We start from the raw sequence: 21,270 nt of genomic DNA, 5'->3' as shown, positions 1-21,270 counted from the left end.
CCAAACATTTTCAAACCAACCGGGGAACACCACCGCTATGAAACCCTATTCCGCCAATCCCAACCTGACCGAACCGCGTTGGCTGCGCGTGTTGCTGATTACCGCCGCCTTGGGCTTTCTGCTGCTGATGCTGGTCGTACCGTTGGTTGCCGTATTCTACGAAGCCTTAAAAGGCGGTTGGGATTTGTACCTGAAATCCTTAAGCGATCCCGAAGCGTGGTCTGCCATCAAATTGACGCTGATTACCGCGCTGATTGTCGTCCCCGTCAATGCCGTCTTGGGCGTGGCGATGGCGTGGCTGCTGACCCGTTTTGACTTTCGCGGCAAGCAGTTGCTGACCACCCTGCTCGATTTGCCGTTTTCCGTATCACCCGTGGTGGCCGGTTTGATGTTCGTCTTATTGTTCGGCGCACACACGGCATTGGACGGCTGGCTGGAAGCGCAAGGCATACAGATTATCTTCGCCATCCCCGGCATTATTTTGGCGACGCTGTTCGTTACCTTCCCCTTTGTCGCACGCGAAATTATTCCTTTAATGCAGGCGCAGGGCGACAGCGAAGAACAGGCCGCGCTGATACTCGGTGCAAGCGGCTGGCAGATGTTTTGGCGCGTTACCCTGCCCAACATCAAATGGGCGCTGCTTTACGGCATCATCCTCACCAACGCCCGCGCAATGGGCGAATTCGGCGCGGTCAGCGTGGTATCGGGACACATACGCGGCGAAACCAACACCGTCCCGCTTTTGGTCGAAATCTTCTACAACGAATACAACTTCACCGGCGCATTCGCCCTCTCCGGCGTATTGGCACTTTTAGCACTGGCGACGCTGGCGGTGCAGAACATCATTACCAAATTACAAGATAAAAAACTCGCCGCCGCCGAAAGGAAAGCAGTATGAGCATCACCATTCAAAACTTAAACAAACACTTCGGCAATTTTCACGCGCTGAAAAACATCAACCTCAACGTCCCCACCGGCAAACTCGTTTCCCTGCTCGGCCCGTCCGGCTGCGGCAAAACCACGCTTTTACGCATTATCGCCGGACTGGAAAACGCCGACGGCGGCAAGATTCTGTTTGACGGGCAAGACGTAACCGCCAAACATGTGCGCGAACGCAAAGTCGGCTTCGTGTTCCAACACTACGCCCTCTTCCGCCACATGAACGTGTTTGACAACGTCGCCTTCGGTTTGACCGTATTGCCCAAGTCCAAACGCCCGTCCAAAGGACAAATCCGCGCCAAAGTCGAAGAATTGCTCAAGCTCGTACAACTCTCGCATTTGGCAAAATCCTATCCGCACCAACTCTCCGGCGGGCAACGCCAGCGCATCGCCCTCGCCCGCGCCCTCGCGGTCGAACCGAAACTCCTGCTTTTGGACGAACCCTTCGGCGCGTTGGATGCCAAAGTACGCAAAGAATTACGCACCTGGTTGCGCGACATTCATCACAACCTCGGTGTAACCAGCATTCTGGTGACGCACGACCAAGAAGAAGCCCTCGAAGTTTCCGACGAAATCGTCGTCATGAACCACGGCAAAATCGAACAAACGGGCAGCGCCGAAGCCATTTACCGTAAACCCGAAAACGCCTTCGTTACCGAGTTCTTAGGCGAAACCGACGCCTTCGAAGGCAGAATCGAAAAAGGCATCTGGCACTACAACGGCTTCGCATGGAAATTGGACGCGCACTACAAATGGCAGGAACAAACCGCTATCGGCTATATCCGCCCACACGAATGGCAGATCGCCGCCGAAAACGAAACGCCGATGATTCGTGCCAAAATCGAAAAAATCCACGCCGTCGGCGCATTGACGCACGTTTTGGTGAAACACGGCAAACAGGACGTGCATATCACGCTGGCTGGCAGCGATGCCGCGCGTTACCCAATCGCCGAAGGCAAAGAATTAAACTTAATTCCGAAACAGGTTTATGTCTTCTCTCAAAACGAGCTGATTGAATATTCGATTTAACCCTGAAAGCACAATGCCGTCTGAAAGGCTTTCAGACGGCATTGCGTGTCAAGCGTCAGGCAAGAAACAGCTTGTACGCGGCATTTTGCGTTTCCTCGTGATAGCTGTATCCCAAACTTTCCAAGAAACCGTCAAATGCGGCGGCATCGTGCGGCGGCACATCGATACCGACCAAAATCCGCCCGTAATCCGCACCGTGATTACGGTAATGGAAGAGCGTAATATTCCAACCGCCCTGCATATGGTTCAAAAAGCGCGCCAACGCTCCCGGACGCTCCGGAAACTCAAAACTGACCAAACGCTCGTTTTCTACTTTGTCCGTCCGCCCTCCGACCATATAGCGGATATGGATTTTGGCAATCTCATCATCGGTCAAATCGACATTGGGCAATCCTGCCTCATCCAACCGGCTGCCGATAACCGCCAAATCCTGCGGGCCTGCCGCTTGAAGTCCGACAAAGATATGCGCTTTTTCATCGTCCCCGTAGCGGTAGTTGAACTCGGTAATATTCCTATTTCCCAATATATTGACAAACTTAAGGAAGCTGCCGCGTTCTTCAGGGATGGTAACGGCAAAAATACCTTCGTTGCCCTCACCCAATTCGCTCCGTTCCGAAACGTGGCGCAAACGGTGAAAATTCATATTCGCGCCGCTGGTAACGGCAATCAGGGTTTGGTTTTCCGCGCCTTCTCGGGCAATATAGGCTTTCAGACCCGCCAACGCCAATGCACCCGCCGGCTCGGTAATGCTGCGCGTATCATCAAAAATATCCTTGACCGCACCGCAAACCGCATCGGTATCGACTGTAATGATTTCATCCAAAAGTTCTTTGCAGAGGCGAAAGGTTTCGTCTCCGACAACTTTGACCGCAGTGCCGTCTGAAAACAGCCCGACATCTTTCAAATGAACGATTTGACCCGCTTCGACCGATTGCTTCATACAGCAGGAATCATGTGTCTGAACGCCGATAACTTTGATTTCGGGACGGACCTGCTTGATAAATGCCGCCACGCCCGCTGCCAAACCGCCCCCCCCTATCGGTACGAATACGGCGCGGATTGGATCGGGATGCTGGCTGACAATTTCCATCCCCACCGTCCCCTGTCCCGCAATCACATCGGGATCGTCAAACGGCGCGATATAGGTCAGCCCTTCCTGTTCCGCCAGCTCCATCGCATAATCGTAGGCATCGTTGTATGAAACACCACGCAAAACCACCTCGCCACCACGGCTTTTGACCGCATCCACTTTGATTTTCGGCGTAGTCTCCGGCATAACGATAACGGCACGGCAGCCCAAACGCTGTGCGGACAATGCCACGCCTTGGGCGTGATTGCCCGCGCTTGCCGCAATCACGCCGCAAGCGAGCGCATCTTTCGGCAACTTGGACATTTTGTTGTACGCACCGCGTATTTTGAACGAAAAAACCGGCTGCAAATCTTCGCGTTTCAAAAGGATGTTGTTTTTCAAACGTACAGAAAGGCTGCGTGCCGGTTCCAAAGGCGTTTCGACCGCGACATCATAGACAGATGCCGTCAGGATGCGGATGAGGTAATCGGAATAAGGAAGGGGCGTGTTCATAATTCAATATGGGATAATCGGTTTATTAAAATCGCAAAACCCAAAACCATACGCCCAAGACGGCGCGAAAGCAAGAAAAATCCGCCCGATCAGACACCCTAAGCGTATAATCGGCAGGCTGAAACACTCACACAATTAGAATATTTCATGACAGTACATAAAATCCTGCCCGTCCTGCTTTCCATCATCTTAGGCGTTTCTCACGCAACAGCTGCATCGCCCGCGCCCAACAGACCGACGGCACACGCCGCCCCCACGCTCCAAACACCCGAAACCCTCACAGCGGCACACATCGTTATCGACCTTCAAAGCAGACAGACTTTATCCGCCAAAAACATCAATACCCCTGTCGAACCGGCGGCACTAACCCAACTGATGACCGCATATCTGGTTTTCAAAAACATGAAATCGGGAAATATCCAATCTGAAGAAAACTTAAAAATACCCGAATCCGCATGGGCTTCAGAAGGGAGCAGAATGTTTGTACGTCCCGGCGATACGGTCAGCACCGACAAACTCTTAAAAGGCATGATTGCCCTATCCGCAAACGATGCCGCCCTAACCCTTGCCGGCCGGCTGGGCAACGGCTCGATTGAAAATTTTGTGCAACAAATGAACAAAGAAGCCCGACGCCTGGGCATGAAAAACACCGTATTCAAAAACCCGACAGGCTTGAGTAGAGAAGGACAGGTTTCCACCGCCAAAGACCTCGCCCTGCTGTCTGAAGCATTGATGCGCGACTTTCCGGAATATTACCCGCTGTTTTCCATCAAATCTTTCAAATTCAAAAATATAGAACAAAACAACCGCAATATCCTTTTATATAGGGACAACAATGTAAACGGTCTGAAAGCCGGACACACAGAAAGCGGCGGCTACAACCTTGCCGTGTCATACTCCGGCAACGGCAGGCACATCCTTGTCATCACATTGGGTTCGGAATCGGCGGAAACACGCGCATCGGACAACAGCAAGCTGCTGAACTGGGCATTGCAATCCTTTGACACTCCGAAAATCCATTCGGCAGGCGAAATTGTTACCAAAATACAAGTCTTGGGCGGAAGCAAAAAAAACGTCCATGCGGGTTTTCCGAAAGGAGTCTATATCACCCTACCGCATACCCAAGCAAAAACGGCCGAACAAATTCTGGAAACCATACAGCCGCTCCGTGCACCAGTAAGAAAAGGGCAGATTTTAGGAAAAATCAAAATCAGACAAAACGGATACACCATTGCCGAAAAAGAAATCGCCGCGCTGGAGGATGTAGAAAAGAAAAACTGGTGGAAAAAACTCTGGGCACGCCTGACGGGACAATAAGCTTGAGACCTTTGCAAAATTCCTTTTCCTCCCGACAGCCGAAACCCAAACACAGGTTTTCAGAAGAAACCTCCCCAAAAGGCGCGGCGGAAACGTCAACGGAAAACAAAGCGGACAGCATATTTCATGCCTGCTCCTCTTTTTCTAACTTTAAGTCCCCCACTTTTTCCACAACACGGTATGCCAAACCGCCCAGTGCTTCAAAATGCCGTTCACCGCATTCGATTTTCAACCGTTCGTTTTCACGCAGCTTACCCGCATCTACTCCTATCTGAATGCCTTTGCCGGTATTTTTGGTTTCAGCAACGAAATACACTTTGTCCTGAACCTGTTTCACCACCGCCCAATCGGGATTGTAGTTGCCCAGCGGGGTTGGGATTTTGAACCAGCCGGGCAGTTTGAAGTAAAACGCCACGCCGCCTTCATTTTCGGCATCATAATCCTCGCAATTTCGGGCAAAGGCTTGTTCCGTGCCGGAATCCAATGGAATATAGTTTTCGCAAATGGTTTTTTGCGGATTACTTACTGCAAATGTAAAGTTGTTTTCATAAAACTCGATGCCTTCGCGCGCCATATCTTCCAACAGCTTTTGGTCGTACACTTCGCCGGTTCGCTCATACTCGATTCCTGCCGCCATCAACGCGTGCAGGCTGCGGTTTACCGCTTCGGCTGCAAGGTCGATGAAGCGTTGCGGGTTGCCCGGCACATCTTTCAGACGGCCTGACTGTATGATGATTTCGTACACCGTGCGCCGCGTCAGCCCCGTTTTTCTTTGAATCTCGCCGAGTATGTCCGGAATCTCCCATTGAACGTCCATCTCGCGGCTGCGGCCGGCAATTTCAACTGTTTCAATACCATAGGTTTGTGATTGTTTTAATTGCGCCTTGCGGACGCGGATTTTCGGCTTTTGGATTTCCGGCAGGTTTGCCACCGCCGCCGAAGCCTGTTCGATCAATTCTTCCGTATCGAAGCGCACACGGTAGCGCGTTTTGTATTTCAACTTGTCCCAAATTGCCTGAAATTCGGGATCGAGCGGAAAATCTTTGCGGAACAGCTGTTTTTTCTTCTTATTGCCGTTTTTGATGTTTTCGGCGGCAAATTTGATGCCGCATTCGTCTTCGTATTCCTTTTGCAGATTTGCGGCAAATAATTCGTAGCTTTCGTTCGGCACAACGGTCAGTATGTTCACGTTTTCATCGCGCACGCGCCGTCCTTCCTGATTGACGGCGATACGCAGCCCGCGCCCGATTTCCTGCCGCTTTTTCAGCGGCGAGCGGGTTTCGTTGAGCGTGCAGATTTGGAATACATTGGGGTTGTCCCAGCCTTCTTTCAGTGCGGAATGGGAAAAGATAAAGCGCAGCGGGCTGTCAAAGGAAAGCAGGGTTTCCTTGTCGCGCATAATCAGGCGGTAGGTATCGTTATCCGCCTGCGTCGTGCCGTCGGTGTTTTTCAGATGGCCTTTCCTGTCTTGCGAGAAATAGCCGTCGTGTACGCCCGCCGTATCGGTATTGCCTGCAAGCTCCCGATAGATTTCTTCAAACCAAAGGGCAAACTTGCCTGCCGTTCCATCTGCTGTGCGGTAATTCTCTACGCGGTCGATGAAGAACAGCGACAACACCTTAATCCCCAGCGGATTCAGCCGTTTCTCCTTCGCCAAATGCTCCCTTACCGTTTCGCGGATTTGGTTTTTCATAATTTCATCGCGCACCGCGTCGCCGTCTCCGCCGCGCATAATGGTTTTACCGCTTGAGAACGCCAATTCCTGATTCTCAAAATCCAGGCCGTCGATGATGAAACCGTGGCGGTAGGCTTCGTTGCCGCCCGATTTTTCAAACAAATCGTCTCCCGATTTGACGGATACCTTTTTCTTCTTGGTCTCCTTTTTATCCTGATAATGAATGTTCAAATCGGCTTTCAGACGGCCTCTGGCCGCCTGTTTCACTTCCAACAGCTCCGCAAATGCGCCGTTCACATCGTTTTCCGCCAATACCGGCAAAACTTCGATTTGCTTGACCAGCTTCAAATTGTATGCCTGCACGGGATTCAGGCTGTAAACCTTGTGGTACGGTTTTTTATGCGTTGCCGAATAGCGCAGGGTAAAGAGCGGATTGAGCGATGCCAAAGCGTTCAGACGGCCTTCCGTTTCCATATTTTGCGGCTCGTCGATGATAACGATGGGACACGTTTCCTGAATAAACTTAATCGGCGCGTCCCCGCTTTCGTTTACCTTATTGATCACGTTTCCGTCTTTTTCAAACGACTGAATGTTGATCACCAAAATCTCGATGTGGTCGTTTACCGCAAAAGCGCGCAAGTCCGACAGCCGGCCGCTTGAATATTCCGCATAACGCATCACGGGCCTGCCAAACACCCCGTCAAAATGCGCATTCGTAATTTCCAGGCTTTTCAACACGCCTTCGCGTATCGGCACGCCCGGCACGACAATCACAAACTTCTTCCAGCCGTAGCGGCGGTTTAATTCGTAAACCGTACGCAGATAGACATAGGTTTTGCCCGTCCCCGTTTCCATTTCCAGAGAAAAATTCAGCCCGTGCGCGCCGATTTCCGTTTCAGGCTGTCCGTTTTGCTTTTGCACCGCATTCAGATTCCGGCCCAGCGTTTCCCAATCCAAATCCAAGCCGTTGCCGACAAACCGCCCCGTCCCCTGACTGGTCAAATCAAATGTCCGAGTATGGTCCGGCTGCCCTGCAAAAAGATTCGCAACGGCATTTACCGCATCAAGCTGATAGGGCAGTTCTTCAAATTTCAATTCCATTTTTATTTCCTTCTATCCGCTGTCGCGCAGAAAATCCACCTCTTTGCCGTCATTCCCGCGCAGGCGGAAATCCAGACCTGTCGGAGCAGAAACTGATATATCGTCATTCCCGCGAAAGTGGGAATCTAGGTTCGTTGGGTTTCAGTCATTTCCGATAAATTCTTGCAACTTTGAGTTTCTGGATTCCCGCCTGCGCGGGAATGACGGCAGACGGCACTTCCGGTTTCCCGCTTTCGGCTGACTACACGCACTCGAACATCACGCCCGCATCCTTCATCTGCAATACGGTATTGCCTTTGAGCGCGTCGTCTCCCTCGAACAGCCTGTCCAAAACCACCGCCTTGACGGGATGCTTCGCCAGCACGGCATCAATCAAACCCTGATCCACGCGTTCCAGCAGGAAGGCGTACAGTCCGCCCGTATCCTCGTCTTCCACAAAATACACGCCGTCTGAAAGCGAAACCTTGCAAGTCAGCTTCAAACCTAAACGCAGCATCAATTCGCAGAGCAGGTTTTCAGACGGCATTTCAGAGAGTACGGAATCAATGTTCAAGGACAATTCGCCTTGCAGGGCTTCCGTATCGGCTTGTCCGGGCTGCCGCCATTGTTTGAAACCGCTTTCGGCAAGTTTGAAAACTTTAAAACCCGTATCTATTTCCGATCCGTCTTGAAGGCCGTCTGAAATCTGCCTGCCCGCGCGGCGGATACGCTCTTTGGCAATTTCGGCAATCGTGTCGAAACCCGCCTTGCGCGCTTCGGATTTTTCGTCGGTTTCTTCGGGAAGCTGGACACAGATGAAACGGCGGCTGCCGCCGTCTTCGGCGTTAAGCTGCATCACAGCATGGGCGGTGGTGCCGCTGCCGGAGAAGAAGTCTAAGATTAATTCATCTTTCCCAGAACAAATAATTTGAGATAAATTGGAAATTAAAGAAGGCGGTTTAGGAAACTCAAATACTGGTACTTCAAAAAGCTTTGAAAGTGCCTGCGTTCCTTGTTTGGTAGTTAAATCAGAAATAATGGTTTTAGGATGGATTGTTCCCTTTTCTTTTTCATATTGCAAAACACCATTAGACTTAAAAAAGAATCTTTTTATCTTTTGTCCTTTTTGATCAAATACCTCCTCTCCAGCTAACCAACTCATAATCATACTTTTCATAGTCCATGCTGCTTCAATGGTTACATTCTGTGCTAGCTTCCCATTTTTACATTCGAGAATTCCTGATACAACTTTAATAGGCTCTTTTCCACCAAACTCATTTGGGAAGACCTTGTCTTCCGATTCAAAATCTATTCCTGCAGAAAATGTTATTAAAGATGAAGGGTTTTTTATACTAGGCTTTTTAATTGTTCTATCAGAAACATCTTCTTCCCCATCATATTTAAAAAGTGGTAATACTTCTTTATTTCGTGAGTAACAAAAAATGTATTCATGCTCATGGGTAAAATATGCTGATGATGTTCTGCCACTACGCCAAATCAACTGTCCGACAAAATTCTCCGCCCCAAACACTTCATCACATAACAATTTCAACTGCGCCTGTTCGTTGTCGTCAATGCTGATAAAAATCACGCCGTCTTCGCGCAGCAGGGTTTTCGCCAGATGCAGGCGCGGCAGCATCATGGAGAGCCAGTTGCTGTGGTAATGGCCGCTGTCTTTGCCGTTTTTGCGCCACGCGCCCTGGAATACGCCGTCGCGCTTCAGGTAGCCCGCGTCGTCGGTATCGCCCACGCGGCGGGCGTATTCTTCGCGGCTTTCGGAGAATTTGTCAGGATAGACGAAGGAATCGTTGCCGGTATTGTAGGGCGGGTCGATGTAAATCATCTTCACGCTGCCGGCGTAGGATTTTTGCAGGATTTTCAGTGCTTCGAGGTTTTCGGCTTCGATAAACACGTTTTGCGTACCGTCGAAATCTGCGGATTCTTCTTTGCAGGGAACAAGGGTGCGGGAAGTGGGGCTTTGCAGGTTGAGATAGGCGGCGGTTTTACCCGCCCAATCGAGTTGGTAACGTTCGCCCGCGCTGGCAAGGTTTTCCGCGCCGAGGACGAGTTTGAGCTTCTCAAAATCGATTTGGTCTTCGCAAAAGACTTCGGGAAAGAGTTGTTTGAATTTTAATATATTGTTTTGTTTGAAATTATTTTCTAAATCGTGTATAATTTCGGTTCGGTTCGGTTCGGTTCGGTTGCCATAACTATGTCCATCAAGAGCGGGTTGCGAAATATCCTTTTATCGGGATGTTTCAGAAGTTGAAAGAAAAGTGATTTCTAGGGTAAAAGTTGACCGACTATCTCTGATAGCCGGTTCGAGCCGGACAGCTACCGGAATGTGAACGACATATCTTCTTCATTTTCATCCGGTACGAAATGCTGTTTTTGAGCCAACCATCCGTTATCGCGCAATACATCCGGATAGATTTCCACCCAAACGGAAATAAGCGGTTTTCCCTTATAAACGGATGAAATCAACCAAATATTGAAACACAGCCCAAAACAATAAGGCGGTACGCATCATATACGTACCGCCTGCTTTTCAAGCAATTAGCGTTTTTTACCGGTAACGGTGGCAACAGCCAGATTTTCGTTACGTTTCAAGGAAACGCTTTCTACACCTTCAGGCAGTTTGATGTCTGACAAGTGCAAAATGTCGCCGGCAACCACTTCAGCACAATCCAAATCCAAGAAAGCAGGGATATTGGCAGGCAATGCAAGCACTTCAACAGTCGTGTTCAGCAGGGATACGCGGCCGCCTTGCAATTTAACGGCTTGAGAGTTTTCAGCGTTAACGATGTGCAGGGGAACACGGATGCGTACAAGCTGATCGGCTTTCACAGCTTGGAAGTCGATGTGTTGGACTTCGCGGCGGAACGGGTGCATTTGGAAATCGCGGACGATAACGTCTTTGGTTTCGCCGTTCAGAGACAATTTAATCAACGCGGTATGAAAAGATTCTTTTTCCAATGCGTAGAATACGGTTTTGTGATCCACGGCAATGGCAACGGGCTCTTGACCTTCGCCGTACAAAATACCGGGGATTTGACCTTCGCGACGCAGGCGGCGGCTCGCACCAGTGCCTTGTGCTTCACGAACAGAGGCTTGAATTTCATAAGTCATGTTAAATACTCCAAGTTAGGTAAAATCGCCGTCATCGGCCGCGACCAGCTTAAGACGGCTTCGGGCTTATGGCAGCAACATACTGCCTGTCATCACTTCTTCATTGAAAAGATATGAGACGGATTCTTCATTGCTGATGCGGCGGACGGTTTCGGCCAACAGACCGGCAATCGTTACCTGACGGATACGGTCGCATTGTTTGGCCGCATCAGACAAAGGAATGGTATCTGTTACAACAACTTGATCGATTTCGGACGAGGCAATCCGGCTGACTGCCTCTCCGGAGAATACGGCGTGGCTGGCATAGGCCAGAACACGTTCCGCCCCCCGCTCTTTCAGGGCGACGGCAGCTTTACACAAGGTATTCGCGGTGTCAATCATATCGTCCACAATCAGACAGGTTCTGCCTTGAATATCGCCGATGATGTTCATGACTTCCGCCACATTGGCTTTCGGGCGGCGTTTGTCGATAATCGCCAAATCGGCATTTAATGATTTTGCCACGGCACGGGCGCGGACGACACCGCCGATATCCGGGCTGACGACGGTCAGGTTTTCAATCCGCTGCTGCTTGATATCGTTCAACAGAATCGGGGTGGCATAAATATTATCCACAGGAATATCGAAGAAGCCTTGAATCTGGTCGGCATGCAAATCGACAGTCAAAACACGGTCGATCCCTGCCGAATACAGCATATTTGCCACCAGTTTGGCAGAAATCGGAACGCGGACGGAACGCGGACGGCGGTCTTGGCGCGCATAGCCGAAATACGGAATGGCTGCGGTAATACGACCTGCCGAAGCACGCTTCAGTGCATCCGCCATCGTCAGGATTTCCATCAGGTTGTCATTGGTCGGCGCGCAAGTAGGCTGAAGGATGAAAACATCGCGGCCGCGTACGTTTTCCAACAGTTCGACGGCAACTTCGCCATCTGAAAACTTGGATACGGAAGCATTGCCCAAAGAAATGTCCAAATGCTTGACAACACGTTGTGCCAATTCGGGATTGGCATTGCCTGTAAATACCATCAAACTGTCGTACGCAGCCATATTCTCACCTGATTTTATGTTTAACTTCCGCTCAGAAAACACAATGCTTCCCTCCGCTTGTACCAAGCCCGACATTATACCTGCAACATCCGACACAAACAAAGGCATTTCAATATTTTTATTTCTATGAAATAAAAAGCGTGTAAGCAGGCTTACACGCTTTTGTCTGGCTGGGGAGGAAGGATTCGAACCTTCGCATGCTGGAATCAAAATCCAGTGTCTTAACCGCTTGACGACTCCCCAAAAAGGGCTGGCTGGGGAGGAAGGATTCGAACCTTCGCATGCTGGAATCAAAATCCAGTGTCTTAACCGCTTGACGACTCCCCAACTCGTTTGACTTGGCTGGGGAGGAAGGATTCGAACCTTCGCATGCTGGAATCAAAATCCAGTGTCTTAACCGCTTGACGACTCCCCAACAATGTTTATACGGACAACAAAGGATGTTTTGAAAGACCCTCTGCCAAATATGCCTCGTACAAACCTGAAACTTGTCGGTATATATTGTATGCGCCATCCCTATCTTGAAATGCTGCAAATATACAGGCTCCTGAACCTGTCATCATTGCAGAACCGTATTTCGACAACTCGGAATAGGCTTCCCAAACCTCAGGGTATTCTTTAAATACAACTGCCTGCATATCATTTCTGAACGGTTGCAGGTTTTGGAAAGTCGGCATTATGCTTGAGGCGGAATTTCGTGTCAAGCCTTCGTGTGTGAAAATTTTTGCGGTGGAAACGTGGGCGGGCGGTTTGACGATAACATACCACTGTTTCGGAATATCCATTTCGTCCAGCCTGTCGCCTATACCCCGCGCAAACGCATTTTTGCCGAAAATAAAAAACGGCACGTCCGCACCCAGTGTTGTACCCAGTTCAATCAGCTGCGACGTTGTGAGCCCGCACTGCCACCAACGGTTCAACACCAGCAAAACGGTTGCCGCATCCGAGCTTCCTCCGCCCAAACCGGCCCCTGTCGGGATTTTTTTGTCCAGCCATATCTCCACGCCGGTAGGGGTGCGTGCATATTTTTGCAGCAGCGATGCGGCACGGTAGCTCAAATCGGCTTCCTGCGGCATTCCGCCGACCGGGTTGTGCAGGATGATTTTGCCGTCGTCCCTCGGTTTCAAATATACGGTATCCTGCAAATCTATCAGGCAGAATATGCTTTCGATATTGTGATAGCCGTCTTCCCGCCTGCCGGTAATCCTCAAATCGAGATTCAGTTTGGCAGGGGCGGGAAACGCCTGCCGTCCGTCCGCAATATTCATCTGTCCGCCTTATCTCGTGCGCGCCGCACAACGTTCCGGGGTTTCGGTTTCAGACGGCATTCCAATTTCGGTGAAAACCAGCCTGATGTTCAATTTCCCGTTGTCCAATTGCAGGATGCGGGTTTTTCCTCCGCTGCCTGCGGTTCTGCCGATTGTCCAACCGTATTGTTCCAATATGCCGTCTGAAAGGATGCGGTAAGGTGCGCCCGCCACACGCCTGCCTTCTGCCCAGATATGCAGATATTGGATTGGCAGCTTGAAGCCAATAAGCTGTCGACCCAACTCTTCCGCACTCTCTGCCTGATAGACATTTCCTTTGCCGTCCACTGCCAATGCGCCATCCCTGTCTTGACACAACTGTCCGAGCGTACTGCCTAAAGGTGTATTGATATTGATGGTTTCTACAGGAGGCTGATATGTCCAGTCGAAATTTGCATAAGAACCTTTCCCTTCCGCTTTGACTGCCAACCGCCCTTCCGCCGTGAAACTGCGGGTGTGTTCGGACGGCTGCCACAGGCCTGCACTGTCCTGCGGCAACTGCGCACAGGCCGACAAAAGCAGGATTGCCGCTATTGATACAGTATGTTTCATGAAAATTTCCTTACCGATTGAAATCCTACCCGCGTGGACAACATCCTTTAAAACAGAGGCGTTGGCATTTGCCGGAGCGGAATGCGGCCGCCGTCTTTTTTCCAACCGCGCCTTCCATGTTCAGACGGCATTATTTCCGATGTTTTCGGAAAAGTTCGGGCAATGTGATTCCGTGACGTTTGAGCGTTTCGCGCCATATTTTCTTGTCTCCCGTAAGGTGTGCCGCCTGAGTCCACACGTCAACCGCCTGATCGCGTTCACCCAATGCCCACAACACCTCACCCAGATGGGCGGCAACTTCGGGCTCAGGCTGGCTCTCAAACGAATAACGGAGATACGGCAGCGCACTTTCCGCATCACCTTTCAGGTAATACGCCCAGCCTATGCTGTCGTTGACGGCAATATCGTCAGGGTTAATTTGATATGCCTTCTGAAGCAATACAAAACCCTCGTCCAAACGCTCGGAATCGGAAAGCAGGCTATAACCTAAATTATTCATAATCTGAGCGTTATCGGGTGCAAGCCTGAACGCCCTTTCAAGATCTGAAATCATTTTTTTCCGCCTGCCAAGCCGGTCGTAAACAACTGACCGCTGTACCAATGCCTCTGCCTGTAACTCTGTATTACTTCCGGCAGGCGGTTTTTCGATAATCTTGTCCAACCCCCTCAAAGCCTCCCGTGCATCCGGCAGTTTTGACAGGGCAAACAACTGTACTTTAGACAAGTTGTCCGCCATAAAATAACGCCCCTGCTGCTCGGGAAGCTTCCGTACTTCCCTAATTTGCCGCAAAGCCGCCTTTGCACCATCCAGTTCGAGGGTTGCAGCAACTGCCGACACACCTTTGTCAAACAAATATTCCGGCGCGGACACTTTTTTCAGCCACTGCCTGACTTTGGTGTAATCCCTGCGGTCGGCATACATCATCGCCGCCGTTAGTGCCGCCCTGCTCCGCTGTTCCTCCGTCCCCCTGCCGTATGCCTTTTCGACATAGCCGTCGATAACGGAAATATCTTCTTTCCGGTTTGCCGCCAATATTGCCGCCTGAATATACAGGTCTGCATTCGGGTTGTGTTCCAACAGCACGTTCAAACGCGCATAGGCATCATCCGGCCTGCGCAGGGAAACAAGGTTCATAATTTCCATTTCCTGCCAGACGGTTGAAAGGTTTTTGCTGTCTATTTGCTCGAAAAAGCCACTGAGTATCTCGGGATAACGGCGCGCAACCAGACGCAAGGTTACCAGGGTCGGCGGTAGTATTTCTGTATCAAGTTTTGCCAAGCGTTGCAATGCCGCGATTGCTTTATCTTTTTCCCGCACTTGCACGTTAAAAACCACATCGGCAATCGCCGCTTCCGACATATGCTCGTATTTCATTGCCGCACGATGAACGGCTTCGGATGCTTTTTTCGCCAATCCGTCCTGCTGCACGGCGGCTTGCGCCAGCAGCAAAAATATCCTGCGGTTTTGCCCGTCATCCGCCTGCGCCAATATCTCTTCCAGCCCGTCCAAACGTTGATTTTCTTCCCCTTTCAGCACGCTCCGCAACCAGGCCATCCGTTTTTGCGCCTCACCCGGTATAGGCTCAATCTGCCGCCATTTCTGATAAATCATCTCAGCCTGTTCAAACGCATTCAGCGACACGGCCATTTCCAAAGCACGTTCGGCAACTTCGGGGGATTTTGTACGCTCCAACATCAGCATATAGGCGGCAAGTGCCGTTCCCGCCTGCCCCTTTTGCAAGGCGGTTTCCCCTCCCAGCAACGTAAATATCCTGTTGACCCGTTCACCCACTGCCGCAAGCCGTGCGCGTTCGTTTTTGATTTCTTCCTCGCTGTAACGCTGATGTTTTCTTAAAACCTTTACGACTTCCTTCGGCTGTTTCATATCCCCCGCACCGTCTCCGGCGGCAGATACCTGTCCGGCAACCAAGACTGCCGTCAACACAGTTAACATTTTGAAACGGTTAGGTAGCATAATCATCCTTTATCCGACATCCGTCCGAACTTTCAGACGGCATATAATCAGGCGTAACTTTATCACAAGCAGAATCGTTTGTAGATTTGCGAAACCCCGTTCAAAAAAATAAATGCCGTCTGAAATACTGCTTCAGACGGCATTACCGACGCTTACGATTCAAGGGAGTTTTATTTCCACATTGTCAATCAGGCGCGTCGTCCCCAGACGGGCGGCGGCCAAGACCACCAGCTTCCTATCTCCCGTCCGTGCCACTTCGAGCGTATCGGCGTGGCGGATTTCAACATAATCGACCGTCCAGCCGTGTTCCGTCAGAGATTGGACGGCGCGTTTTTCCAAACCTGCATAATCCAAACTGCCCTGACCCAACAATTCGGCAATTGCCTTCAATTCACCGTACAAGCGAGGAGCCTCGGCACGTTCCGCCGCACTCAAATACTGGTTGCGGCTCGACAGTGCCAACCCGTCCGCCGCCCGCCCCGTATCGACGGGGACAATTTCGATGTCGAAATTCAAATCTTCGACAAAACCTTTAATCACAGCGAGCTGCTGGTAATCCTTCTTACCAAAACAGGCGATGTCCGGAGAAACGATGTGGAACAATTTAGAAACAACCGTTGCTACCCCGCGGAAATGTCCCGGACGGAACTTGCCGCACAACTCATTTTGCAGGTTGGGCGGTTCGACGTTATACCGTTGCTCCACGTTCGGATAGAGTTCTTTCTCATCGGGCGCGAAAACAACGGCAACGCCTTCGGCGGCAAGTTTGTCCGCATCCTGTTGCAACGTACGCGGATATTTGTCGAAATCTTCGCCCTGACCGAATTGCAGGCGGTTGACGAATATGCTGACAACAACGTTGTCGGCGCGTTTTTTGGCTTCGCGAACGAGGGCAAGATGCCCTTCATGCAGATTGCCCATGGTCGGCACAAATGCCACCTTTCCCGCATTTTTACGCCACGCGCGCAGTTCTTGAATGGTATGTATGATTTGCATAACGGTAATCCTTATCCTTCGGGCTTCCTGCCCGACAAAACGCGCCGATTATACGCGCCGCGCACGGCAAAACAAAATGCCGTCTGAAACGGCTTTCAGACGGCATTGGCAGCAAACCTTGTTCAGTCTGCAAAAAGCTGCCGACGTTAAAAGACAGCCTGAATATTTTTCAGACTGTCTTTTTGAAGAGATGGAAGTTATTTGTTTCTCAATATCTCAATAAGGGCGGCTTTGGACTGGTAGAAGTCCAAATCAAATAATGAAATGCCTAAATGTTTGCAATATTCTTCGATCATCTCCACAGTCAGCCTGTTTTTTTTGAGTCTTTCGGTATATTTTTCTGTCTGTTCAAACGGCAGCGGCGTGCCATATTCCATAAACTCGACACGACTGGTTTCTTTATGCAGCATAACATTTCTGGTTTCGCAGTCATGACGGGAAACCTGTTTGCTGCCCTCATATAGGGTAAATGAGACCGCACCGAATTCATCTTTGCCAAAATATGGGCGTAAGTACATAGTCAATAATCTGATTTTCCACAGCAAGGCTTCATACGGCACACTTGAAAAGTCTGTGCCGTTCCGATTATTGTCTATTAGCAATGACCAATCAGACTGCGTTTCCAACAATAAATATTTGGATGATCCGGTAATCTCAAGCGGATTCAAGAAATCCAATTTCTGACTGAGGGTATATTCCTCATCCAAATACGATAGTTTCGGTTTTAAATTCTGATAAAAGTCGCTTAAATCCATTAATCTTTTCAAATAGAGATCCAGTGCTTTTTCAAATGGCGCGCCAATAAAATAAAACTGTTTCAGGCTTGGATGACCGTCTTTTGCAAGAAAAAAATCTTTGTTTACATTCATAATTTAAACCTATGTTCCGCAGCAGGGAAGGTTTTGGCTTTGACTTCGGCAACATACGCCCGAACCGCCGCCTGAATGCTGCTTTGCCCGTGCATAAAATTTTTGACGAATTTCGCCGTCTTGCCCGGAAAAATACCGAGCATATCGTGCATCACCAAAACCTGCCCGTCGCAATCCACACCCGCGCCGATGCCGATGGTCGGACAGGAAACAGTTTCAGTTACCTTTTTTGCCAGTTCCTCCGGCACGCATTCCATCAACACGACGGCAGCTCCGGCTTCATCGTGCGCCTTGGCATCGTCAAGCAACGCCTGCGCCTTGCCGCCGCGACCCTGAACTTTATATCCGCCGAAGGCAAACACGGATTGCGGTGTCAGACCGATGTGGGCGCAGACCGGAATGCCGCGCATTTGCAGAAATTCAGTCGTTTCCGCCATCCACACGCCGCCTTCGAGTTTGACCATATGCGCTCCTGCCGCCATCAGTTCGGCAGCGGCGGCAAACGCCTGCTCCTTACTTTGCTGATATGCACCAAACGGCAAATCACTGACAATCATGACATTTTTCGTACCGTTTGCCACACATTCAGTGTGATAGCACATATCGCGCAGGCTGACAGGCAGCGTCGATTTCCTCCCCTGAACCGCCATTCCCAAAGAATCCCCAACCAACAGCACATCCACGCCGGCTTCTTCCATCAAAGCCGCAAAACTGGATTCGTAAGCGGTCAGCATGGCGATTTTTTCGCCTGCCGCCTTCATTTTTTGCAGTGTGTTCACAGTAATCATCAGATATTGTTACCCCGCCCTTTTCAGACGGCCTTTTCAGTTTGAAACGGGCTATTATAGTGAAATGCCCGCAGCCCTGCCACCGACCGTGCCGCAAATGCAAAACAGCCCGACTGTTTTACACAATCGGGCTGTCAAATCTGGTGCCGGCACCAAGAGTCGAACTCGGGACCCCCTGATTACAAGTCAGGTGCTCTACCAACTGAGCTATACCGGCTTACTGAAATGTTTTGCAACACCATCAGCAGAAATGGTGCCGGCACCAAGAGTCGAACTCGGGACCCCCTGATTACAAGTCAGGTGCTCTACCAACTGAGCTATACCGGCAAAGAAGGCGAATTATGCAGGCAACTTCACACTTTGGCAAGGAATTTGTTCGACCCCCTCATAAAAATACACTAAGTATCTTATTTAAAACAAAATTAATTTGAAACAGAACAAGCATCGGCATTCTGATAAAATATCCGCCTTTCAAACCGACCGTTCACACCGATGGCAAGACATCCCTACCGCCGCCTGCGTCCTGCAAAATCCGGCTTTCCCGAAGTCGGTATTTCCGAAGAAGGCAATATCCGTTCGCTTCACTTGGGCAGCGACACCGTTCAAAGCTCGATGAACCTCGACCACCCGTCCGAGCTGGTACTCTCTTACAGCCGTGCCATGATGGGATGGCTGCTGTTTACCGACGCGCTTCCGCAGCATATCACCCAAATCGGCTTGGGCGGCGGTTCGTTTGCACGCTGGATAGACACCTACCTGCCCGACACGCACCAAACCGCCGTGGACATCAATCCTCAGGTCATCGCTATTGCCCGCAACCTGTTTGAGTTGCCTTTCGAGGGCGAGAAATTTGAAATTATTGAAGCAGACGGTGCGGAATACATCAAAGTCTTCCGCCACAACACCGATATCATCTTGGTGGACGGGTTCGACGGCGAACAAATCATCGATACGCTGGTTGAAGAACCGTTCTTCCGAGACTGCCGCAACGCGCTTTCTTCAGACGGCATATTCGTTACCAACTGGTGGAGCGGCGACAAACGCTACCAACGCTTCATCGAACGCTTGTTGAACGTTTTTGAAGGGCGTGTCTTGGAACTTCCTGCCGAAAGCCACGGCAATGTCGCGGTAATGGCATTCCAAAGCAGTCCCAAAGAGCAAAACATAGACAAACTCAAAAAACGTGCCGACAAACTGAGCAGCGCATACGGATTAGACTTCCATCGTATGCTCGCCGGCCTGAAAGCGTCCAACCCCAACAACGGCAAGCATTTCCACCTTTAAGCCGCCATCTTCGCGGCTGCATCGGAATATGCGGAAAATCAAGAGGAACTCATTATGCTGAAACCCGAAACCATACACATACCCGGTCCTGCCGGCATTTTAGAAACCATCCATATCCCGTCCGAACAAGTATCGGCACGCGGTGTTGCCGTCATCAATCATCCCAACCCCCTCCAGGGCGGAACAAACACCAACAAAGTCATCCAAACCGCCGCCAAAGCCTTAAGTAAACTCGGATTCCACTGCTACCTCCCCAACCTTCGCGGCGTAGGCAACAGCGAAGGCACACACGATTACGGACGCGGCGAAACGCAAGACTGCCTCGCCGTCATCGACTATGCCCGCGCCCAACATCCCGAAGCCCCGGAATTTGCCTTATCCGGCTTCTCCTTCGGCGGCTATGTCGCCACATTTGCCGCACAAGCGCGCACACCCGATTTATTGCTGCTCATCGGCGCGGCAGTCTGCCACTATACCGACCGCCCCGAGCCGTCCGCCGTTCCCGACGTTGCAAAAACGCTGATGATACACGGCGCGGAAGACGAAGTCGTCGAAATCGGGAAAGCATTGAAATGGGCAGAACCGCAAGATTTGCCCGTCATTACCATCGCCGGTTCCACGCATTTCTTTCACGGCAAACTCATCGTCCTGCGCGACACCATCCTCCGCTTCGCGCCCGTATGCCTGAACGGGTAAACCCCTTTCAGACGGCATCGATAATATCAAACCCGTATCGGCGGCATCTGCCGATACGGGTTTGTATTCCCTCTCATTACAGGCAAAACCCGCTGCAAAACACCCTTTCCCGACCCGACAAAGGATCTGCAAACGCAATCTTTTTCGCCAATAGCTTCAAAGGTTTCCGATAATCCTCGCTTCCCGCTTCAGACGGCACGGGATAGAACGCGTCATTCAACAGCGGCATACCCAAACCCATCATATGCACGCGCAACTGGTGTTTCTTTCCGGTATGCGGCGTAAGGCGGTAAAGGCTGAATTCCCCTCTGTTTTCAATCAGTTCGACCGTCGTATGTGCGTTTGGTTCGCCTTCCGCCTCTTGCGTTGTAAAAAATTTCTCACCCCTCACCAAACGCGACACCACATCAATCGGATACGGCAAATCCGTCCTTGTCGGCGCAAGTGCCTCATACGTTTTCCATACCGTTTTGTTTTGAAACATCGTCTGATAGGCTCCGCGCGTGGCAGGATTGTGCGACAGCAGCATCACGCCTGCCGTATCCTTGTCCAAGCGGTGCAGCGGCGTAATGTCCTCAACATTCAAATGCTGCAATTCGGGGCGCAGGCGCAGGCGTGTGAGCAGCGTTTCCCTCAAAAAACGCCCGCTGGGGATGACGGGCAGAAAATGCGGCTTGTCCACCACAATCAAATGCTCATCAATATGCAAAATTTTTTCTTCAAACGGAATACACGGCTCATCCTCACTGCTGGTTTCCCGATAATAAAACATCGTCTTACCCGGCTCGAACAAAGTATATTCGTCCAACGCCGCACCATCCGAACCGACCACAAAACCGCTGTTCAACCGCCTGCGCCAATCGTCCGCGCCCACAAAAGGAAAGCGGATGCATAGAAAATGCAGCAGCGGCAGCCCGTAAAACTGCTTTTCATGCGGCAGCACCAAATAACTGGGTTTGACACCGTTCAACAACGGAAGAGGATTGTTGCGTTTTTTCATGC

General features: G+C 50.7%; 18 protein-coding genes, 5 tRNA genes and 1 pseudogene. 6 read left to right on the top strand and 18 right to left on the bottom strand.

The annotated features are described in order from the left end of the window. Positions 1-37 precede the first annotated feature (37 nt). Together cysW and Q9J79_RS01000 are read left to right on the top strand one after the other, a co-directional pair. Positions 38-898, top strand: a complete 861-nt coding sequence (cysW, locus tag Q9J79_RS01005; RefSeq protein WP_301911458.1) for a sulfate ABC transporter permease subunit CysW — start codon at positions 38-40, stop codon at positions 896-898. Further along, positions 895-1,968 (top strand): sulfate/molybdate ABC transporter ATP-binding protein, encoded by a 1,074-nt coding sequence (locus Q9J79_RS01000; RefSeq protein ID WP_301911459.1) that lies wholly within the window; start codon positions 895-897, stop codon positions 1,966-1,968. Before cysW ends, Q9J79_RS01000 begins: the two co-directional genes overlap by 4 nt. Before the next feature lie 55 nt (positions 1,969-2,023). On the opposite strand, the gene ilvA is transcribed toward Q9J79_RS01000, so the two are convergent. Further along, a complete protein-coding gene (gene ilvA / locus Q9J79_RS00995) occupies positions 2,024-3,550 on the bottom strand; it encodes a threonine ammonia-lyase, biosynthetic (RefSeq protein ID WP_118837799.1) in 1,527 nt (508 codons plus the stop codon). Between the two features lie 147 nt (positions 3,551-3,697). Between ilvA and Q9J79_RS00990 the strand changes: the two genes are divergently transcribed. Then, positions 3,698-4,867, top strand: coding sequence for a D-alanyl-D-alanine carboxypeptidase family protein (locus tag Q9J79_RS00990; protein WP_301911462.1), 1,170 nt, complete (start codon positions 3,698-3,700; stop codon positions 4,865-4,867). Between the two features lie 124 nt (positions 4,868-4,991). Here the strand turns inward: Q9J79_RS00990 and Q9J79_RS00985 are convergent, their stop codons facing one another. Beyond that, a complete protein-coding gene (locus Q9J79_RS00985; protein ID WP_304685250.1) occupies positions 4,992-7,643 on the bottom strand; it encodes a restriction endonuclease in 2,652 nt (883 codons plus the stop codon). A gap of 241 nt (positions 7,644-7,884) precedes the next feature. Then, a complete protein-coding gene (locus tag Q9J79_RS00980; RefSeq protein ID WP_301911464.1) occupies positions 7,885-9,534 on the bottom strand; it encodes a site-specific DNA-methyltransferase in 1,650 nt (549 codons plus the stop codon). A 66-nt stretch (positions 9,535-9,600) separates the two neighbouring features. On the opposite strand from Q9J79_RS00980, the gene Q9J79_RS00975 reads away from it, so the two are divergent. Beyond that, positions 9,601-9,756: a hypothetical protein gene (locus tag Q9J79_RS00975; protein WP_199904117.1), complete on the top strand. Its 156-nt coding sequence runs from the start codon at positions 9,601-9,603 to the stop codon at positions 9,754-9,756. Positions 9,757-9,956: 200 nt separating this feature from the next. Here the strand turns inward: Q9J79_RS00975 and Q9J79_RS10365 are convergent. The 14 genes and pseudogenes from Q9J79_RS10365 to Q9J79_RS00910 all read right to left on the bottom strand — a co-directional run. Then, positions 9,957-10,052 (bottom strand): annotated as a pseudogene (locus Q9J79_RS10365) (phosphatidylinositol kinase); the annotation flags it as partial. A gap of 126 nt (positions 10,053-10,178) precedes the next feature. Continuing rightward, positions 10,179-10,751, bottom strand: a complete 573-nt coding sequence (locus Q9J79_RS00970) for a 50S ribosomal protein L25/general stress protein Ctc (RefSeq protein ID WP_002217483.1) — start codon at positions 10,749-10,751, stop codon at positions 10,179-10,181. Between the two features lie 66 nt (positions 10,752-10,817). Continuing rightward, complete coding sequence (locus tag Q9J79_RS00965; protein ID WP_013449165.1) at positions 10,818-11,801, bottom strand: ribose-phosphate pyrophosphokinase; 984 nt, start codon at positions 11,799-11,801, stop codon at positions 10,818-10,820. Positions 11,802-11,968: 167 nt separating this feature from the next. Further along, a tRNA-Gln gene (locus Q9J79_RS00960) sits at positions 11,969-12,044 on the bottom strand. Positions 12,045-12,052: 8 nt separating this feature from the next. Next, positions 12,053-12,128, bottom strand: a tRNA-Gln gene (locus Q9J79_RS00955). 12 nt (positions 12,129-12,140) lie between these two features. Next, a tRNA-Gln gene (locus Q9J79_RS00950) sits at positions 12,141-12,216 on the bottom strand. A gap of 7 nt (positions 12,217-12,223) precedes the next feature. After that, a complete protein-coding gene (gene ispE / locus Q9J79_RS00945; protein ID WP_301911467.1) occupies positions 12,224-13,069 on the bottom strand; it encodes a 4-(cytidine 5'-diphospho)-2-C-methyl-D-erythritol kinase in 846 nt (281 codons plus the stop codon). A gap of 9 nt (positions 13,070-13,078) precedes the next feature. After that, entirely contained in the window at positions 13,079-13,660 is a 582-nt protein-coding gene (locus tag Q9J79_RS00940; RefSeq protein ID WP_301911468.1) for an outer membrane lipoprotein LolB, read from the bottom strand. A 130-nt stretch (positions 13,661-13,790) separates the two neighbouring features. After that, the gene (locus Q9J79_RS00935; protein WP_301911600.1) at positions 13,791-15,635 is read right to left on the bottom strand and encodes a tetratricopeptide repeat protein; all 1,845 of its coding nucleotides are present in this window, start codon (positions 15,633-15,635) and stop codon (positions 13,791-13,793) included. Positions 15,636-15,794: 159 nt separating this feature from the next. After that, complete coding sequence (gene panC / locus Q9J79_RS00930; protein ID WP_301911469.1) at positions 15,795-16,631, bottom strand: pantoate--beta-alanine ligase; 837 nt, start codon at positions 16,629-16,631, stop codon at positions 15,795-15,797. Positions 16,632-16,828: 197 nt separating this feature from the next. After that, entirely contained in the window at positions 16,829-17,500 is a 672-nt protein-coding gene (locus Q9J79_RS00925) for a hypothetical protein (protein ID WP_107862794.1), read from the bottom strand. After that, complete coding sequence (panB, locus tag Q9J79_RS00920) at positions 17,497-18,288, bottom strand: 3-methyl-2-oxobutanoate hydroxymethyltransferase (RefSeq protein WP_301911470.1); 792 nt, start codon at positions 18,286-18,288, stop codon at positions 17,497-17,499. The genes Q9J79_RS00925 and panB overlap by 4 nt, the downstream gene beginning before the upstream one ends. Positions 18,289-18,429: 141 nt before the next feature. Then, positions 18,430-18,505, bottom strand: a tRNA-Thr gene (locus tag Q9J79_RS00915). Between the two features lie 34 nt (positions 18,506-18,539). After that, positions 18,540-18,615, bottom strand: a tRNA-Thr gene (locus Q9J79_RS00910). Positions 18,616-18,780: 165 nt separating this feature from the next. Between Q9J79_RS00910 and Q9J79_RS00905 the strand changes: the two genes are divergently transcribed. Both Q9J79_RS00905 and Q9J79_RS00900 read left to right on the top strand, forming a co-directional pair. After that, the gene (locus Q9J79_RS00905) at positions 18,781-19,572 is read left to right on the top strand and encodes a polyamine aminopropyltransferase (protein WP_301911471.1); all 792 of its coding nucleotides are present in this window, start codon (positions 18,781-18,783) and stop codon (positions 19,570-19,572) included. A 54-nt stretch (positions 19,573-19,626) separates the two neighbouring features. Continuing rightward, on the top strand, positions 19,627-20,268 hold the full coding sequence (locus Q9J79_RS00900; protein WP_301911472.1) for an alpha/beta hydrolase: 642 nt from the start codon (positions 19,627-19,629) through the stop codon (positions 20,266-20,268). Between the two features lie 76 nt (positions 20,269-20,344). Here Q9J79_RS00900 and Q9J79_RS00895 read toward each other — a convergent pair whose 3' ends face one another. Next, on the bottom strand, positions 20,345-21,268 hold the full coding sequence (locus Q9J79_RS00895) for an RluA family pseudouridine synthase (RefSeq protein ID WP_301911473.1): 924 nt from the start codon (positions 21,266-21,268) through the stop codon (positions 20,345-20,347). Positions 21,269-21,270: the final 2 nt, after the last annotated feature.

The organism is Neisseria viridiae (assembly GCF_962747995.1).
Taxonomy (GTDB): Bacteria; Pseudomonadota; Gammaproteobacteria; order Burkholderiales; family Neisseriaceae; genus Neisseria; species Neisseria viridiae.
This window is presented reverse-complemented; position numbering and strand designations above follow the sequence as displayed.

Excerpts from the sequence above, each read along its gene's own strand:
- Q9J79_RS00940 (WP_301911468.1), bottom strand. The coding sequence starts at position 13,660 with ATGAAACATACTGTATCAATAGCGGCAATCCTGCTTTTGTCGGCCTGT.
- Q9J79_RS00965 (WP_013449165.1), bottom strand. The coding sequence starts at position 11,801 with ATGGCTGCGTACGACAGTTTGATGGTATTTACAGGCAATGCCAATCCC.
- Q9J79_RS00895 (WP_301911473.1), bottom strand. The coding sequence starts at position 21,268 with ATGAAAAAACGCAACAATCCTCTTCCGTTGTTGAACGGTGTCAAACCC.
- Q9J79_RS01000 (WP_301911459.1), top strand. The coding sequence starts at position 895 with ATGAGCATCACCATTCAAAACTTAAACAAACACTTCGGCAATTTTCAC.
- Q9J79_RS00985 (WP_304685250.1), bottom strand. The coding sequence starts at position 7,643 with ATGGAATTGAAATTTGAAGAACTGCCCTATCAGCTTGATGCGGTAAAT.
- Q9J79_RS00970 (WP_002217483.1), bottom strand. The coding sequence starts at position 10,751 with ATGACTTATGAAATTCAAGCCTCTGTTCGTGAAGCACAAGGCACTGGT.
- Q9J79_RS00900 (WP_301911472.1), top strand. The coding sequence starts at position 19,627 with ATGCTGAAACCCGAAACCATACACATACCCGGTCCTGCCGGCATTTTA.
- Q9J79_RS00925 (WP_107862794.1), bottom strand. The coding sequence starts at position 17,500 with ATGAATGTAAACAAAGATTTTTTTCTTGCAAAAGACGGTCATCCAAGC.
- cysW (WP_301911458.1), top strand. The coding sequence starts at position 38 with ATGAAACCCTATTCCGCCAATCCCAACCTGACCGAACCGCGTTGGCTG.
- ilvA (WP_118837799.1), bottom strand. The coding sequence starts at position 3,550 with ATGAACACGCCCCTTCCTTATTCCGATTACCTCATCCGCATCCTGACG.
- Q9J79_RS00990 (WP_301911462.1), top strand. The coding sequence starts at position 3,698 with ATGACAGTACATAAAATCCTGCCCGTCCTGCTTTCCATCATCTTAGGC.
- ispE (WP_301911467.1), bottom strand. The coding sequence starts at position 13,069 with ATGAATATTGCGGACGGACGGCAGGCGTTTCCCGCCCCTGCCAAACTG.
- Q9J79_RS00935 (WP_301911600.1), bottom strand. The coding sequence starts at position 15,635 with ATGCTACCTAACCGTTTCAAAATGTTAACTGTGTTGACGGCAGTCTTG.
- panB (WP_301911470.1), bottom strand. The coding sequence starts at position 18,288 with ATGATTACTGTGAACACACTGCAAAAAATGAAGGCGGCAGGCGAAAAA.
- Q9J79_RS00905 (WP_301911471.1), top strand. The coding sequence starts at position 18,781 with ATGGCAAGACATCCCTACCGCCGCCTGCGTCCTGCAAAATCCGGCTTT.
- panC (WP_301911469.1), bottom strand. The coding sequence starts at position 16,631 with ATGCAAATCATACATACCATTCAAGAACTGCGCGCGTGGCGTAAAAAT.